General features: G+C 41.0%; 16 protein-coding genes and 1 pseudogene. 12 read left to right on the top strand and 5 right to left on the bottom strand.

Features of this window, described 5'->3' with window-relative positions:
• Positions 1-31: 31 nt before the first annotated feature.
• The 5 genes from BM253_RS05330 to BM253_RS17475 are packed head-to-tail and all read right to left on the bottom strand — an operon-like array spanning position 32 to position 4,016.
• Positions 32-844, bottom strand: coding sequence for an endonuclease (locus tag BM253_RS05330; protein WP_091520343.1), 813 nt, complete (start codon positions 842-844; stop codon positions 32-34).
• On the bottom strand, positions 845-2,620 hold the full coding sequence (locus tag BM253_RS05325; protein WP_013632623.1) for a DUF2326 domain-containing protein: 1,776 nt from the start codon (positions 2,618-2,620) through the stop codon (positions 845-847).
• The gene (locus BM253_RS05320; protein ID WP_013632622.1) at positions 2,610-2,900 is read right to left on the bottom strand and encodes a hypothetical protein; all 291 of its coding nucleotides are present in this window, start codon (positions 2,898-2,900) and stop codon (positions 2,610-2,612) included. The genes BM253_RS05325 and BM253_RS05320 overlap by 11 nt, the downstream gene beginning before the upstream one ends.
• The gene (locus tag BM253_RS05315; RefSeq protein WP_091520341.1) at positions 2,897-3,793 is read right to left on the bottom strand and encodes a hypothetical protein; all 897 of its coding nucleotides are present in this window, start codon (positions 3,791-3,793) and stop codon (positions 2,897-2,899) included. Before BM253_RS05315 ends, BM253_RS05320 begins: the two co-directional genes overlap by 4 nt.
• Positions 3,794-3,800: 7 nt before the next feature.
• Positions 3,801-4,016 carry a helix-turn-helix domain-containing protein gene (locus BM253_RS17475; protein WP_109570615.1) on the bottom strand — a complete coding sequence of 72 codons (216 nt, stop codon included), beginning with the start codon at positions 4,014-4,016 and terminating at the stop codon, positions 3,801-3,803.
• A 257-nt stretch (positions 4,017-4,273) separates the two neighbouring features.
• On the opposite strand from BM253_RS17475, the gene BM253_RS05305 reads away from it, so the two are divergent.
• The 12 genes and pseudogenes from BM253_RS05305 (at position 4,274) to traN (ending at position 15,199) form a co-directional block, all read left to right on the top strand.
• Positions 4,274-4,579 (top strand): DUF4134 domain-containing protein, encoded by a 306-nt coding sequence (locus BM253_RS05305; protein WP_002979435.1) that lies wholly within the window; start codon positions 4,274-4,276, stop codon positions 4,577-4,579.
• Positions 4,580-4,590: 11 nt separating this feature from the next.
• Positions 4,591-4,920, top strand: a complete 330-nt coding sequence (locus BM253_RS05300; protein WP_084019010.1) for a DUF4133 domain-containing protein — start codon at positions 4,591-4,593, stop codon at positions 4,918-4,920.
• Positions 4,917-6,998 (top strand): annotated as a pseudogene (locus tag BM253_RS05295) (TraG family conjugative transposon ATPase); the annotation flags it as partial. The gene BM253_RS05300 and the pseudogene BM253_RS05295, both read left to right, overlap by 4 nt.
• A gap of 553 nt (positions 6,999-7,551) precedes the next feature.
• Positions 7,552-9,363 carry a reverse transcriptase/maturase family protein gene (locus tag BM253_RS05290; protein WP_091520333.1) on the top strand — a complete coding sequence of 604 codons (1,812 nt, stop codon included), beginning with the start codon at positions 7,552-7,554 and terminating at the stop codon, positions 9,361-9,363.
• A gap of 59 nt (positions 9,364-9,422) precedes the next feature.
• On the top strand, positions 9,423-9,908 hold the full coding sequence (locus tag BM253_RS05285) for a TraG family conjugative transposon ATPase (RefSeq protein ID WP_262487574.1): 486 nt from the start codon (positions 9,423-9,425) through the stop codon (positions 9,906-9,908).
• A 28-nt stretch (positions 9,909-9,936) separates the two neighbouring features.
• The gene (locus BM253_RS05280; RefSeq protein ID WP_048499037.1) at positions 9,937-10,569 is read left to right on the top strand and encodes a DUF4141 domain-containing protein; all 633 of its coding nucleotides are present in this window, start codon (positions 9,937-9,939) and stop codon (positions 10,567-10,569) included.
• A 3-nt stretch (positions 10,570-10,572) separates the two neighbouring features.
• Positions 10,573-11,568: a conjugative transposon protein TraJ gene (gene traJ / locus BM253_RS05275; protein WP_024566595.1), complete on the top strand. Its 996-nt coding sequence runs from the start codon at positions 10,573-10,575 to the stop codon at positions 11,566-11,568.
• A gap of 19 nt (positions 11,569-11,587) precedes the next feature.
• The gene (traK, locus tag BM253_RS05270) at positions 11,588-12,211 is read left to right on the top strand and encodes a conjugative transposon protein TraK (RefSeq protein WP_037440337.1); all 624 of its coding nucleotides are present in this window, start codon (positions 11,588-11,590) and stop codon (positions 12,209-12,211) included.
• An 11-nt stretch (positions 12,212-12,222) separates the two neighbouring features.
• On the top strand, positions 12,223-12,651 hold the full coding sequence (locus BM253_RS05265) for a hypothetical protein (protein WP_091520329.1): 429 nt from the start codon (positions 12,223-12,225) through the stop codon (positions 12,649-12,651).
• A gap of 18 nt (positions 12,652-12,669) precedes the next feature.
• Positions 12,670-12,954 (top strand): hypothetical protein, encoded by a 285-nt coding sequence (locus BM253_RS05260; protein ID WP_024566592.1) that lies wholly within the window; start codon positions 12,670-12,672, stop codon positions 12,952-12,954.
• The gene (traM, locus tag BM253_RS05255) at positions 12,941-14,281 is read left to right on the top strand and encodes a conjugative transposon protein TraM (RefSeq protein WP_084019013.1); all 1,341 of its coding nucleotides are present in this window, start codon (positions 12,941-12,943) and stop codon (positions 14,279-14,281) included. Before BM253_RS05260 ends, traM begins: the two co-directional genes overlap by 14 nt.
• 24 nt (positions 14,282-14,305) lie before the next feature.
• Complete coding sequence (traN, locus tag BM253_RS05250; RefSeq protein ID WP_066436433.1) at positions 14,306-15,199, top strand: conjugative transposon protein TraN; 894 nt, start codon at positions 14,306-14,308, stop codon at positions 15,197-15,199.
• Positions 15,200-15,218 lie beyond the last annotated feature (19 nt).

Here is a 15,218-nt window from a genome sequence, read left to right as displayed (position 1 = left end):
AGGTTTTTAAGTTTGAAATCTACCAATATTTTTAGATTTCAGTTTCCGAGAACTCTTCAAACACAGAATAGTTTTTTATTCCTTTAGACTTGTTCACTTTTCCCATTATTGTACCATCAATTCGGCTTTTTAGATACGATGCTAAATCATCAAAGTGTCGAACATCAATATAATTAATCCCTGATGCTTTATATCTTTTAGACAATGAAATAGTGAATGCAGCCCAATTAAATTTTTCCCCTTTTTTGTTTAATTCAACTTGTTTCCAATCGCCATATCGCTTTTTTAAATAATCAATATAGTTCTTCTTGGAAAGCTCTTTGCCTAACGCTCCGTCTGGTAATTCAATTTTTGGCTTTATAGGCTTGGATTTTTTTACAAACTTTGGAAAATACTTATGTAATAAAGCCTCTGATTGTTCAATATGTTTTGTTATGGTATCCCATCCCCAATAATATAAATGAAATGGTAGTTCCTGTTCTTTTTTAATTTGATTTAGGTATTCCTGTATTTGAGCATCGTCACGAAATGTAGAAACAAAAACAAATTTGTCGAAATCAATCGCTAAATCCCTTGCTTTTTCTAAATCAGTATTTATATCCTGAATTAGAATTTTCCTTATAGTTTCATCTTTTCTTCCAATACTTTTCAATTTGCACTGTATAACCGTTTTTGTTTTAGAAGAAAAGACATCAATACCTTTCTGATTTTGTCCTTTCACACCAAACGTCTGAAAATCTGTATTCTCATATGACGAGGTATTCTCTACAAAATTGAATAAATCACAAGTGAGTTCCTCAAATAACCTTTCATCTTTTAAAGGAGGTAATTGATAGTTTGCCATTTAAAAAAATCGTTTAAAAATTGTTTCCTGTTCGGTATCTGAGAATTCAGCAATCACTTGTTTAGACCAATCAAAATCGAACTTGCCAAACTTATTTTCATCCCCGTTTAAATCAATTTCGTCTTCATTGAAAGTAAGGATATACTGAAAGTTATGCAGCTCGTTTGATTTGTGGTACATATAGTTCAGGACATTGGATATTGTTTTGTATGATATGGCGTGAAATACACCATCGTGTACAAGAAAATCCGGAATATTACGCTTGTCAATCCTGCTCTTTAAAAAGACCATTAAATCATACGCTACGATTTTCAAACGCTCTTGTCCTAACGCATCAGCTTTAGGGATTTCCAAACTTATTTTAAAAGGCAATTGGTTTCTCGGCGAAGTAGAGTTTAATGTGATATTAAAATAAGAGTTGTCAAATTCTTCATCTAAATAAATTGCATTTTCAAGAATTTGCTGAAATAACAATCTCAACTCATCAAGGTATGATTGCTGCTTATTTAGCTCGCTGACAATATCTCTTTTTAATTCTGCGATAACAATATTGGAGTTTCCCAATATCTCTTCTATTTCGTCAATTTCTCGTACAATTGAGGTATTCCGTTCTAAAAGTGTTTTTTCATTGACTAATCTTTCATAAGTGCTTTCAATCCTATCCAATGCACCTCTCTCTTTTAGCAATGAAAATAATTGGCTCCTGTTCTTTTCTAATTTTTCAAGCTGCGTTAAACTCTGGTCGATTGATGATTGTAATTTCTTTTCTTCTTCCAACAAATATTTATTCCTATTCGTCAGTAGTTGTTTTTTAAAGTCTATAACTTCATCCAAACTCCTTTTTACAAAGTTGCCGAATGTTGCTACGGTTTCATTGTAGAGCTTACGAATTTTGTCCAGGTCGATAGAAGACACATCATTGTAAGAGGATTTTAGTTTTTCTAATTTCCGGTTTGTATTATGATAGATGACAGATTGCTCGTTAATTTCAGATATAACCTGATTTAATTTTTGTTCTATTTCTTTGTGATTAGCAAGAAAATTGTATTCCTTCAGGCTGCCTTCGAGTGCAGCAATGTCTTTTTCAATCTTTAACCGCTCTGTTCTAAATTCCTGAATATCTTTACCTGTATCTGCTTTAACCTTTTCTGAAAGGGATTTTACCGTATTATTATACCTTTCGTATTCAGAAGATACTTCGTTATATTTTAAAAGTGTTTTTGTCGGGAGATTTAGCAAATAAAAATTATACAATGCCTTTTCTCTTGCATTGGCATTGTAAGAAACAAAATTTAAAGGGTCAACTCTTTGCTGACTTTGCAAGTCGTCCTTAACAAAAAATTCCATCAACGTTCCATATCTTTTTCCTTCAAAGAATACTTCGTTGTTCTCTGTCGGAAAAAATATCCCTTCCAGCAATTTCGGCATTTCAGATTTTTCATATTCATCAAGAGCATCCGGTCGCTTCCCGAAAAATATTTTTTTTGTATCGGCAAAGCCCCTCTTGATAAAATATTTTTGTTCCTGTACTTCAATTTCTAAAGTAATCGTGTGTTCATCATCACGTAAAAAGTCATACTTTTTTTGAGCAAATCTTTTTTCTGCTTTACCGCTTAATAAGGTAAAATCAACAAGCCTGACCAACGTAGATTTGCCAATACCATTAATCCCTCGTGCTTCTTTATCCCCAGAGTATTTGCCCAATATGATGTTTATTCCATTGTGAAATGGAACAGCATCTATAAGGTTGGTTTCTGAATATATTCTAATTAACATTGTCGAATAAACTTGTTTGATTTTCTTCTTGGTTTTCTTTCTTTACCAATTTAATTTTATATCCTTTTTTCTCAATGCTGCCAATCGTATGCAAGAAGGTCAAGGCATACAGAAAAAGGTCGGGTGTCCTATCTTTATCCCTGTTTAAAAACTTATTCATTATATCATCCACGATAACGTATTTGTTTTTGAAAGGGGAATTACCCATAATACTTATAATATCTGCTCCCAATACCATAAGGTTGGTTTTAAGATTGCTTTCAGGCTGCGGTAATATCATAGTTCATTTTCTGTTTTTCTGCCTATTAAACACTGTTCAAACATATACAGCAATATAGATTTTACGCATTTTACATATTCATCATCTTTAATGTTTCCATATGTCGTTGTATATTGGTCGGTCAGATTATATAATCTCTCCTTGAAATTTCCTGAAAGTTTATTGTAATCATTTATAACCCTTCTTTTCAGGGTATTAATCTCATCATCATTATATCCCGAAAGTATATTGGTAATCGTATTAAACTCCGCCATAACCAATACCATTTCCGAGTTCATCCCATCCCAATCTTCCTGTTCAAAGTTGAGTTCGATTTTCTTTTGGGGAGGGACTAATGTTTTCCTGTCGAAATGCAGAGCTTTATCTTCTTCGTTTGAGGCATTCAGTAGGTCATTAATGATTTCCTGAATATAGTCCTGTATAAAAAAGTTTTCAATGCCTAAGTAGGCTGCAAGTTTCCTTTTTTTACTTGATACAAGTTCATCAACAATAGAAAGAATTTGGTCTATCCCCTTAATCGAAGTATCGCCATCTAAACCCTGAATTAGTGTAAATTGTTCCGGTGACACTTCGTGGTTAACATACATTTCCCAATTTGGAAATTTGTCTTTCCAGTTTTTTTGGTATTTTTCAAAATCTCCTTCTTTATTTGCTGCACCTAAAACTTTTGTTTCAAAATCAGTTTTGCTATATTTTCTTGGCGCATAACAAGCCAATATCATTTGTTCGGGCAAAATAGTACCGTCATTGCCTTTATCCTTATTCCTCCTGATGGGCGTATAGTTATCAACGCCATATTTCAAAAGAAACAGTTCATCAATAAATTCTTCGAACTCAAATCCTTCTTTGGATTGAATTTGCATTTTAAAAGCGTTCTTCAATAATTTATCCATATACAAATCAGAGTTCCAAATTAATTTTAACCGTACCGTCAAATCCCTTTTCTACTATCTCTTTAAGGGTTTGAAGTTTGATATTATTGCCATAATCAGTTTCGACCTTAGAAATGTAACTCCTTTTCTTACCCACTTTTTGGGCTAATTGTTCTTGAGTTAGCTGTCTTTGTTCTCTGGCTTCCTTCAGCATTTCTCCAATATGTCTGCCTGATATTTTCATCTCAAAAAGGATTAAAATTGACTTTATTATGAATGTACAAATGTAATTTAAAAGTTGCATTGAACCAACTGTAAATTGCAATAAAAGCCTCCCATCATTTGTACTTCCGTTCTGGAAGTCCCCACCAACAAAGCCACTCACAGCCAAACACTTCCTTTGACTGCCACTTTCTTATAACGCCTCTTTTTCCACAAGACATTTGTCCCGAAAGCTCGCAAGGTGCGGGATAAACAGTAACAAATTAATGTGTTTCAATTATGGAAAAACAGAGAAAAAAAGTTTTGCTGGCAGCCGTGGCAATGCTGTCAGGAATTGGTGCGTTCGCACAGGGAAACGGCTCGGCAGGTATCAACGAGGCTACCCAAATGGTAACAAGTTATTTCGACCCCGCAACGCAGTTAATCTACGCCATCGGTGCGGTAGTCGGGTTAATCGGGGGCGTTAAGGTTTACAACAAATTCAGTTCCGGCGACCCCGACACGAGCAAGACCGCAGCTTCGTGGTTCGGTGCGTGTATCTTCTTGATTGTTGCCGCTACCATCCTGCGTTCATTCTTCCTTTAATCCTTTGCCTTATGAATTACAATATCAACAAAGGCATCGGCAGGACGGTGGAATTTAAAGGGCTGAAAGCGCAATACCTGTTCATTTTCGCAGGTGGGCTGCTCGGTACGCTTATCCTCGTGATGATACTGTATATGGCAGGCGTAAACTCCTACATCTGCCTGTTCCTCGGAGCAGGCGGTGCTTCGCTCATTATATGGCAGACCTTTTCGCTCAACAGGAAGTACGGCGAACACGGGCTGATGAAAATTGCAGCCAATAAAAGGCATCCCCGCTACATCATCTGCCGCAAGCCTGTACACCGCTATTTAAAATTCACACCTAAACAGAATGCCGTATGAGAAATGTAGCAAAGACCACCACACTGGAAAATAAATTTCCTTTGTTGGCAGTAGAGAACAACTGCATCTTATCCAAAGATGCGGACATTACCGCCTGCTTTGAAGTGCGCCTGCCGGAACTGTTCACGGTAGCTTCTGCGGAATACGAAGCCATACACTCCGCCTGGCACAAGGCTATCAAAACCCTGCCTGATTTTACGGTCATTCACAAACAGGATTGGTACATTAAGGAAAGCTATGCGCCCGATTTGGCAATCGAAGACCAGAGCTTTTTATCAAAGTCCTATCAACGCCATTTCAACGAGCGACCGTTCCTGAACCATTATTGCTACCTGTTCCTGACGAAGACCACAAAGGAAAGAATGCGGATGCAAAGCAACTTCAGTTCGCTTTGCAAAGGTACGTTGATACCAAAGGAAATCAGGAACAAGGAAACGATACACCGCTTTATGGAGGCGGTCGCCCAGTTTGAGCGTATCGTGAACGATAGCGGTTTTGTTAGCCTGCGGCGTTTGACCGAAGAGGACATTATCGGAACGGAAGATACACAGGGATTACTGGAACAGTACCTCACGTTATCGAGGGGAGCCGGAACACCAATGCAGGACATCGCACTCGGAAACGAAGAAGTACGCATCGGTAACAAAAGGTTAAGCCTGCATACACTTTCAGATACGGACGACCTGCCCGGAACGGTATCGGCAGATACCCGTTTTGAAAAGCTATCTACCGACCGTAGCGACTGCCGCCTTTCATTCGCCGCACCCGTGGGCTTGCTGTTAAGCTGCAACCACATTTACAACCAGTACATTTTTTTGGATAACAGCGAAGACAACCTGCAAAAGTTTGAGAAGTCCGCAAGGAATATGCACTCACTGGCTCGTTACAGCCGTGCCAACCAAATCAACAAAGAGTGGATAGAAAAGTACCTGAACGAAGCCCACAGCTTCGGGCTTTCTTCAATCCGTGCGCACTTCAACATTATAGCGTGGTCGGAAGACCCTGCGGAACTGAAACAGCTAAAGAATGATTGCGGTAGTGCATTGGCATTGATGGAGTGTAAGCCTCGGCACAACACTACGGACGTAGCCACTTTGTATTGGGCAGGTATGCCCGGCAATGCGGGCGACTTCCCCAGTGAGGAAAGTTTTTACACTTTTATTGAGCCTGCATTGTGCTTCTTCACGGAAGAAACCAACTACCACAATTCGCCCTCGCCGTTCGGTATCAAGATGGCTGACAGGCTTACAGGAAAACCTATCCATTTGGATATTTCCGACCTGCCTATGAAGCGTGGTATCATTACGAACCGGAACAAGTTTATACTTGGTCCATCGGGAAGTGGTAAATCGTTCTTCACTAACCATATGGTACGGCAGTATTATGAACAGGGCGCACACGTACTGTTGGTAGATACGGGTAACTCTTATCAGGGCTTGTGCGAACTCATCAAAGGAAAGACCAAAGGCGAAGACGGTGTTTACTTCACTTATACCGAAGATAACCCCATTGCCTTTAACCCTTTCTATACCGATGATGGCGTGTTCGACATTGAGAAGCGGGAAAGTATCAAGACTTTGATACTGACCTTATGGAAACGTGACGATGAGCCGCCAACCCGTTCTGAAGAAGTTGCCCTTTCCAATGCGGTAAGCGGTTATATCGAACGTATCAAAACGGAAGACGTTTACCCGTCATTCAACGGTTTCTATGAGTATGTAAAAGGCGACTACCGCAAGGTACTGGAAGAAAAGCAGGTCAGGGAAAAGGACTTTGACATTGCCAACTTCCTGAACGTACTCGAACCCTATTACAAGGGTGGCGAATATGATTACCTGCTGAACTCCAACAAGCAGTTAGACCTGCTTTCCAAACGCTTTATCGTGTTTGAGATTGATGCGATTAAAGACCACAAAATCCTCTTTCCCATTGTGACCATCATCATTATGGAGGTGTTCATCAACAAGATGCGCCGATTGAAAGGTATTCGTAAGCTCATCCTGATTGAAGAGGCTTGGAAAGCGATAGCCAAAGAAGGAATGGCAGAATACATCAAGTATTTGTGTGCGCCCGTACAGGCGGCTTAGTAAATATCTCTTTGGCAAGAGATTAGGTTAGTGTTCTTTAAAAACCTATCATCAACCGACTTATCTGAAAGGGAAACTGGACAGGGAGTGAAGCATGTCGGTAAAGTCATAAGTCAGTTAGCTATCAGACTGCTACTGAATGGCAAGATGAAAAGATGGATATGAGGATAAAATCCGAATTGATTAAACGATAGTCCAAGCGATTCCACTTGAAATTATGGCGTAAGATAGCTATCAATCGTCATACTGTAATACTCCACCAGTGAATTGGTATGGTTGGAGCAGGAACTTATTACAGCGCAGTCGCAGTAAGCGTACAAAGGACGGAAGTCGTATCCGACAATCCATCGTGCCAATAGTTATTAAGTCGCAAACGGGGATTACCTAAATCGGAATGCCAAAAGGCTATGAGAGTAAAGCTCTCTGAATATCCGACATGGTAACGGAGCTTCCGTAGTAGTCCGAGCAAGGGAAAGCCTTGTACATGGCGAAGGGAAGCAGCTAATTTTTATTAATACTATTAAAGGAAAATGTGAGAGACATTATGAGAAATCCAGAAAGAGTATTAAACAGTCTAATGGAACACAGTAAAACTTCAAGCTACAGGTTTGAAAGGCTTTACAGGATTCTGTTCAATGAAGAGATGTTCTATGTTGCCTATCAACGCATTTATGCAAAAGAAGGTAATATGACGGAAGGTTCAGACGGTCAAAGTATTGACAATATGAGTTTATCTCGGATTGAAAAGCTGATAGCCTCATTAAAAGATGAAAGCTATCAGCCCCAGCCATCGAGGAGAATTTATATACCGAAAAAAAACGGTAAGATGCGCCCCCTTGGCATACCTGCTTTTGATGACAAATTAGTGCAGGAAGTGATAAGAATGATTTTGGAAGCTATTTATGAGGGACGTTTTGAATATACCTCACACGGTTTCCGTCCAAATCGTAGTTGTCACACTGCGCTGGCTCAGATTCAGAAGTCATTCAGTGGAGCCAAATGGTTCATTGAAGGAGATATAAAAGGATTCTTTGATAACATCAGTCATGATGTGCTGATAGGCATACTTAAAGAACATATCTCCGACGATAGATTTATAAGACTAATCAGAAAGTTTCTGAATGCAGGTTACATCGAAGATTGGAAATTTAATAAAACGTATAGCGGAACGCCGCAGGGAGGTATTGTTAGTCCATTACTGGCAAATATTTATCTCGACAGATTAGACAAATACATAAAAGAGTACATCACAAAATTCGATAAGGGAGAAAAACGCAGACCAAGTAGAGTCCGTATGGATTTTGAAAATGCTAGGAGAAGAACTGTTAGAAAACTAAGGTATGTAGAAGACGAAAATGAGAGAGCGGTTTTGATCCAACAGATCAAGGCAGAAGATAAGGAACGTGCAATGTACCCAAGCTCTGAGGAGATGGACACAGATTACAAGAGATTGAAATATGTCAGATATGCAGATGATTTCCTAATTGGGATAATAGGCAGTAAACAAGATGCTAAAGAAGTTAAGGAAGATATTAAAAATTTCCTTAATGAAAAGCTCAAATTGGAACTGTCAGACGAGAAAACTCTCATTACCCACACGGAAGATTCAGCACATTTTCTTGGTTACGAAATCTTTGTGAGAAAATCCAACGCACAACGAAGAGATATTGCAGGTCGTTTGAGAAGAACCTATGGAAAAAGGGTATATCTCAAATTGAGTACAGAAACAATTAGGAATAAATTACTTGACTATGGCGTATTGGAATTCCAATACCCAAATGGAAAGGAAATTTGGAAACCAAAATGCAGGTCTGGACTTATATTCAATGACGACCTTGAAATTCTTGACCGATATAATCGGGAAATTCGAGGGTTCTACAATTACTTCTCTATTGCTAACAACTGTTCTGAACTGCACAACTTCAGGTTTATAATGGAGTACAGTATGTACAAAACCTTTGCTGGAAAATACAAAAGTTCAACGAGAAAGATAAACGCCAAGTATCGTAGAAATGGAAAATTTACAGTAAGGTTTACCACTAAATCTGGTGTTGTAAAAGAGAGATACTTCTACGACTTGGGGTTCAAAAGAAAGAATCCGATGACAGACGCTGGCTTTGATATTTTACCCTATTCCATCTTTGATGCAGGTAAGACAAGCCTTATAGACAGGCTAAAAGCTGAAAAATGCGAAATATGTGGAGCTACGGAAAAGCTTGTGATGCACCATGTGCGAAAACTCAAAAACCTTGAAGGTAAAAAGAGTTGGGAAAGACACATGATTGCGAGAAGAAGAAAGACTGTTGCTGTATGCCACAGCTGTCATCAGAAAATCCATAATGGAACATTAGACTGACAAGATTAGTGGAGAGCCGGATACGCGGAGACGTGTAAGTCCGGTTCGGGGGCGAGTGTTTGGAAACCTACCGTAGCAATACGAAAAGGCGCTGGATGCTTAGCCTACTTAAGACCGTCCGCAAATTTTTCGGAGAAGCGATTGTCGTAACGCAAGAGGTCGATGATATTATCCAGTCGCCCATTGTCAAGGAAAGTATCATCAATAACTCCGACTGTAAAATCCTGCTTGACCAACGCAAGTATATGAACAAGTTTGATGATATACAGGCGATGTTGGGGCTTACGGACAAAGAGAAAGGGCAGGTACTTTCCATCAATATGAACAACGATGCAAGCCGACTTTACAAAGAGGTTTGGATTGGCTTAGGTGGTACGCACTCGGCAGTCTATGCCACCGAAGTTAGTTTGGAGGAATACCTCGCCTACACGACAGAAGAAACCGAAAAAATGGAAGTAATGCAGCTTGCTTCCGAACTGGATGGTAATGTAGAACTCGCCATTAAGCATATCGCAATGCAAAGGCGGGACAATTCAAATCAATAGTCATTAACAATTTAAAAATTCAGAAACAATGAAAAAAGTATTGTATCTGGTGTGTACGGCACTGATGCTCGCCGTAGCACCGTCAGCAAAAGCCCAGTGGGTTGTAACCGACCCGGCTAATTTGGCTTCGGGCATTATCAACTCTGCAAACGAAATCGTGCAGACTTCTTCCACCGTAAGCAACGTGATAAAGAACTTCAACGAAGTGAAAAAAGTTTACGACCAGGGCAAGGAATATTACGACAAGCTGAAAGCTATCAACAACCTTGTGAAAGATGCCCGTAAAGTGCAACAAACGGTATTGTTGGTAGGCGATGTTTCCGAAATGTACGTGAACAACTTCGGCAAGATGATGAACGACCCAAATTTCACACCGCAGGAACTGACCGCTATCGGCAACGGTTATTCGGCACTGCTCAATGAAAGTACCGAACTGCTGAAAGAACTGAAGCAGATTATAACCTCATCAAGCCTTTCGCTCAATGACAAAGAGCGTATGGATGTGATTGACCGTGTGTACAAAGAGGTAAAGGATTACCACAGCCTTGTACGCTACTACACCAACAAGAACATTTCTGTAAGCTACCTAAGAGCGAAAAAGAAAAACGATGCCCAAAGAGTGCTTGAACTCTACGGAACTGCTAACCAAAAATACTGGTAAACTATGGAATGGGATAATCTTCACGAACTCCTGCGGTCGCTTTATGATGATATGATGCCACTTGCAGGCGATATGGCGGCAGTCGCTAAGGGTTTGGCGGGATTGGGAGCATTGTTCTATGTGGCATTAAAGGTTTGGCAGGCTTTAAGCCGTGCCGAACCTATTGATATGTTCCCTTTGCTGCGCCCGTTCGCTTTGGGGCTTTGCATAATGTTCTTTCCAACCATTGTTTTGGGAACCATCAATGCGGTATTAAGCCCCGTGGTAGTAGGAACCCACCAAATACTCGAAGACCAGGTGCTTGACCTGAACAAGCTGCAACAGCAGAAAGACCAGTTGGAATACGAGGCAATGGTAAGGAACCCCGAAACTGCCTATATGGTATCAGACGAAGAGTTTGATAAAAAACTGGATGAACTGGGATGGTCGCCCTCCGACATTGGAACAATGGCGGGTATGTATATGGACAGGCAAGCCTACAAGATTGAGAAAGCCATAAAGGATTGGTTTCGCAATCTACTGGAAATACTCTTTCAGGCAGCGGCTTTGGTCATTGATACCATACGAACGTTTTTCCTGATAGTCCTCTCCATACTCGGACCAATAGCCTTTGCTATTTCCGTATGGGACGGCTTTCAGTCCACGCTCACGCAATGGCTCACGAGGTACGTCAGCGTTTACCTGTGGCTTCCTGTTTCGGATTTGTTCAGCTCAATGTTGGCAAGAATACAATCCCTCATTTTGGAAAGGGATATAGCAATGCTTGCCGACCCCACCTATATACCTGATACGAGCAATACCGTGTACATCATCTTTATGATAATCGGCATCATCGGTTACTTCACTATCCCGACCGTAACAGGTTGGGTAATCCAAGCCGGAGGCGCAGGAAACTTTACCCGCAATGTAAACTCCACAGCAATGAAAGCCGGAAACATCGCCGGAGCAGGCGCAGGCTCAACAGTTGGAAACATCGGCGGTAAACTGATGAATAAATAATCATTAATCATTCTAAAAAATGGAATTTAAAACGCTAAGAAATATCGAAAACAGCTTTAGGCAGATAAGATTATATGCCATTGTGTTTGCGGTTCTCTGCATTAGCGTGGTAGGTTACGCCGTATGGCGTTCCTACCGCTTTGCAGAAGAACAACGCCAAAAAATCTATGTACTGGATAACGGCAAATCCCTGATGCTTGCCTTATCGCAGGATGCGAGCATCAACCGCCCGGTTGAAGCAAGGGAACACGTTAGGAGATTTCACGAACTGTTCTTTACGCTTGCTCCCGACAAGAACGCTATTGAAAGCAATATGAGCAGGGCATTTAACCTTGCCGATAAAAGTGCTTTTGATTACTACAAAGACTTGTCGGAAAAGGGCTATTACAGCCGTATCATTTCGGGGAACGTGCAGCAACGCATCGAGGTGGATAGTGTCGTGTGCAATTTCGACAACTACCCGTATGCAGTGCGCACCTATGCCAAACAGTTCATTATCCGGTCAAGCAATGTAACCAGGCGAAACCTGATTACTTCCTGCTATCTCGTCAACTCCGTTCGTTCCGACAATAATCCGCAGGGCTTCAATATTGAAAAATTTGCAGTCGTGGAAAATAAGGATATAGAGGTCATCGAACGCTAAAAAACAATCTTATGGAAGCATTATCAGATTTAAGCACGTTCGCAAAAATCCTTACCGACAAAGGATATAACGGGTATTTCCATACGCAGGGTGCGTATGCCGGAAAGCTGAAAGACAGCATCAGCGAATACCTCGAAAGCTGCCAAAAAGGTGCAGATACTTTGCCTAAGCAGGACTTACTGCTGACAGGCTACCTGCAATGGTCGGGCGATGACAAGCCCCGTGTAGAATGCAGTATGTGGGTAAAGTACCTGAATGGCAAATTCTCATTGAGCCGTATGGAGGTAGCCAAGAAAGACGGCTTTGGGCAATTACTCAAAAAATCGGAACTGGCAAACCTGTCCGTAATGTCCGCACCCAAATTAACGGAGGCGGTCGCACTGGTCAACGATGCGCCGAAACAACAGGCGGGTAAAAGTCCTAAGCGTTTCAAGCTATAACACAGAAATAGTAAGGCTATGAAAAAATTAAGAGCAAATATGGACAGGTACTTTGACAAGTTGGACGAACGTTGGCGGGCGTTGCCCTTGCGCAAACAGCACCAATATACGCTGTACTTCTTTGTGGGTTACCTGCTGCTTACCGTAGCGGTCATTGGCAAAGTAATGTACGATACCTCAAAGTCCGGTAACGGTATGGTCATAGAGCATATCGAAAACCCTGTCCTTAAAAGTAAAAATCCTGCAAGGTTGCAGGATAGTGTATCAACAATTTTAAAAAATCAGATTTATGAAAGAAAATGAAAAAAGGGTCAGCTTTCTCGTTGAGGGAGAAGACCAAAACGGAGCATCAAATCTGCCGGATAATAAAAAGAGCAATAAGGATAAGCTCAAAAAGCCAATCATATTCCTTTTGATGGGCGTGGTATTTCTCGGCTGTATGTACCTCATATTTAAACCGTCGAAAGATAAAAAGGCGGTCGAAAATATCGGGCTGAACGATGCCGTACCGCAGGCTACCGGAGCAGGGATGCCCGATGATAAAAGCAAGGCGTATGAGCAGGAAATGCTCGAACGCAAAGAGCAGGAAAAGCGCAATGCACTGACCACGCTTTCTGATTATTGGAATACTGAAGATACTGCATCTGCTGACAATGAAGAAAGTTTACCTGAAGAAGACGAAGAAAGCAACGGCTTTGGGGGTGGTGGCAGAAAATCGGGACGAAACGGAAATTCTGCATTGAATAGTTACCGTAATGCACAAAGCACACTGGGTTCATTCTATCAGGACAACAATTCGGAAACAATGGAATTGCGTAAGCAAGTGGACGAACTAAAAGCAAAGTTGTCGGAAAAAGATGTGCCACCTGTGGCCACCGTTGACGACCAACTCAAATTAATGGAGAAATCCTATGAAATGGCAGCAAAGTATCTTCCCCAAAATGCCAATACCGGAAACGCTGCTCCTGCCATCGGTGCAACTCCTGCTGCTGCGGGTGCTAACCAAAAAGAGCAATTTGTATCGTTCACACCAACAAGAAAGAACATTGTATCAGCCTTGTACCGTGAACCGTCGGACAGTGCCTTTGCAGCCGATTGGAGCCAAACAAAAAACAGGGGGTTCTATACCGCAGGTTCTACTGAAGAGGTGGTACAGCCTAAAAACAGTATCAAAGCCTGTGTACACGAAGCCCAAACGGTAGTTGGCGAAACGGGTGTGCGTTTACGCCTGTTAGAGCCTGCCAAAACCCCGCAACGTACCATCCCCAAAGGAACAATTGTAACGGCTAATGCCAAATTTCAGAATGGCAGGTTACAATTAAAAGTTACTTCGGTAGAACTGGAGGGCAATATCATCCCGGTAGATATTACTATTTATGATTTGGACGGACAGCAAGGTTTATATGTTCCGTATTCGCCTGAAAGAAATGCGGTTACGGACATTGTAGCCAATATGGGCAATGCCACAGGTTCGAGCTTCAGTATGAGTTCTACTCCTGGACAGCAAATTACTTCTGACCTAAGTAAAAGTGCAGTGCAAGGTATTTCGGGCTATTTCGCTAAGAAAGTAAGAACGCCAAAGGTTGCACTCAAAGCAGGCTATCAGGTCTTTCTTGTATCTAAAAAATAATGTTGAACTCAAATAAATAAAACAATGAAAAATCATTTAAAAACCTTTTGGGCTATTGCCCTTATACTCGGCTTTGCTGCACAATCTAATGCACAGGACAGCATCAGAACACCACTTGCATTGGGCAAGATAGAGCCGTACCGTATGGAAGTTACCTACGATAAAACCTCGCACCTGATTTTCCCGACTGCCATTCGTTACGTGGATTTGGGCAGCGAATACCTTATTGCAGGGAAAGCCGAAGATGCGGAAAACGTGTTGCGTGTAAAAGCATCTGTAAGGGACTTTGAGCCGGAAACGAATTTTTCCGTTATTACGAATGACGGACGTTTTTATAGTTTCAACGTGTATTACAGTTCCTACCCGGAGGCAATGAGCTATGACCTGCTCACGATGCAAAAAGCGGTGGATAAAGCCAAAGGTAACGATGTGCTTTTTGAAGAACTGGGCAACAATTCGCCGTCACTGGCAGGCTTGCTTTTGGAAACCATTTACAAGAAAGACAAACGCATTGTAAAGCATATCGGTGCTAAGAGTTTCGGCATTCAGTTTATCCTAAAAGGGATTTACATACATAACGGCAAATACTATTTCCATACTGAATTGAGAAACCGTGCCAATGTTCCTTTCGAGATTGATTTCATCAATTTCAAAGTAGTGGATAAAAAGGTAGCTAAACGCACCGTAGTCCAGGAACGCCCTTTAACTCCTTTGAGAACTTACAAGCCATTGGACGGTATTTCCGGAAAATCGACCGAACAAAATGTGTTCCTGTTAGACCAGTTTACCATTGCCGATGATAAGGTACTGCTGATTGAGATTTTCGAGAAAAACGGTGGCAGGCATCAAACATTGCACGTCGAAAATTCCGATTTAATCAAAGCCCGTTTGATTGACGATATGCACCTGAAATTTTAATAACCCTTTAAAGCAAGAA

This window comes from Paenimyroides ummariense (assembly GCF_900115115.1).
GTDB classification, from domain to species: Bacteria; Bacteroidota; Bacteroidia; order Flavobacteriales; family Flavobacteriaceae; genus Flavobacterium; species Flavobacterium ummariense.
The sequence above is the reverse complement of the archived record's forward strand: the minus strand, read 5'-3'. Positions and strand labels throughout refer to the sequence as shown.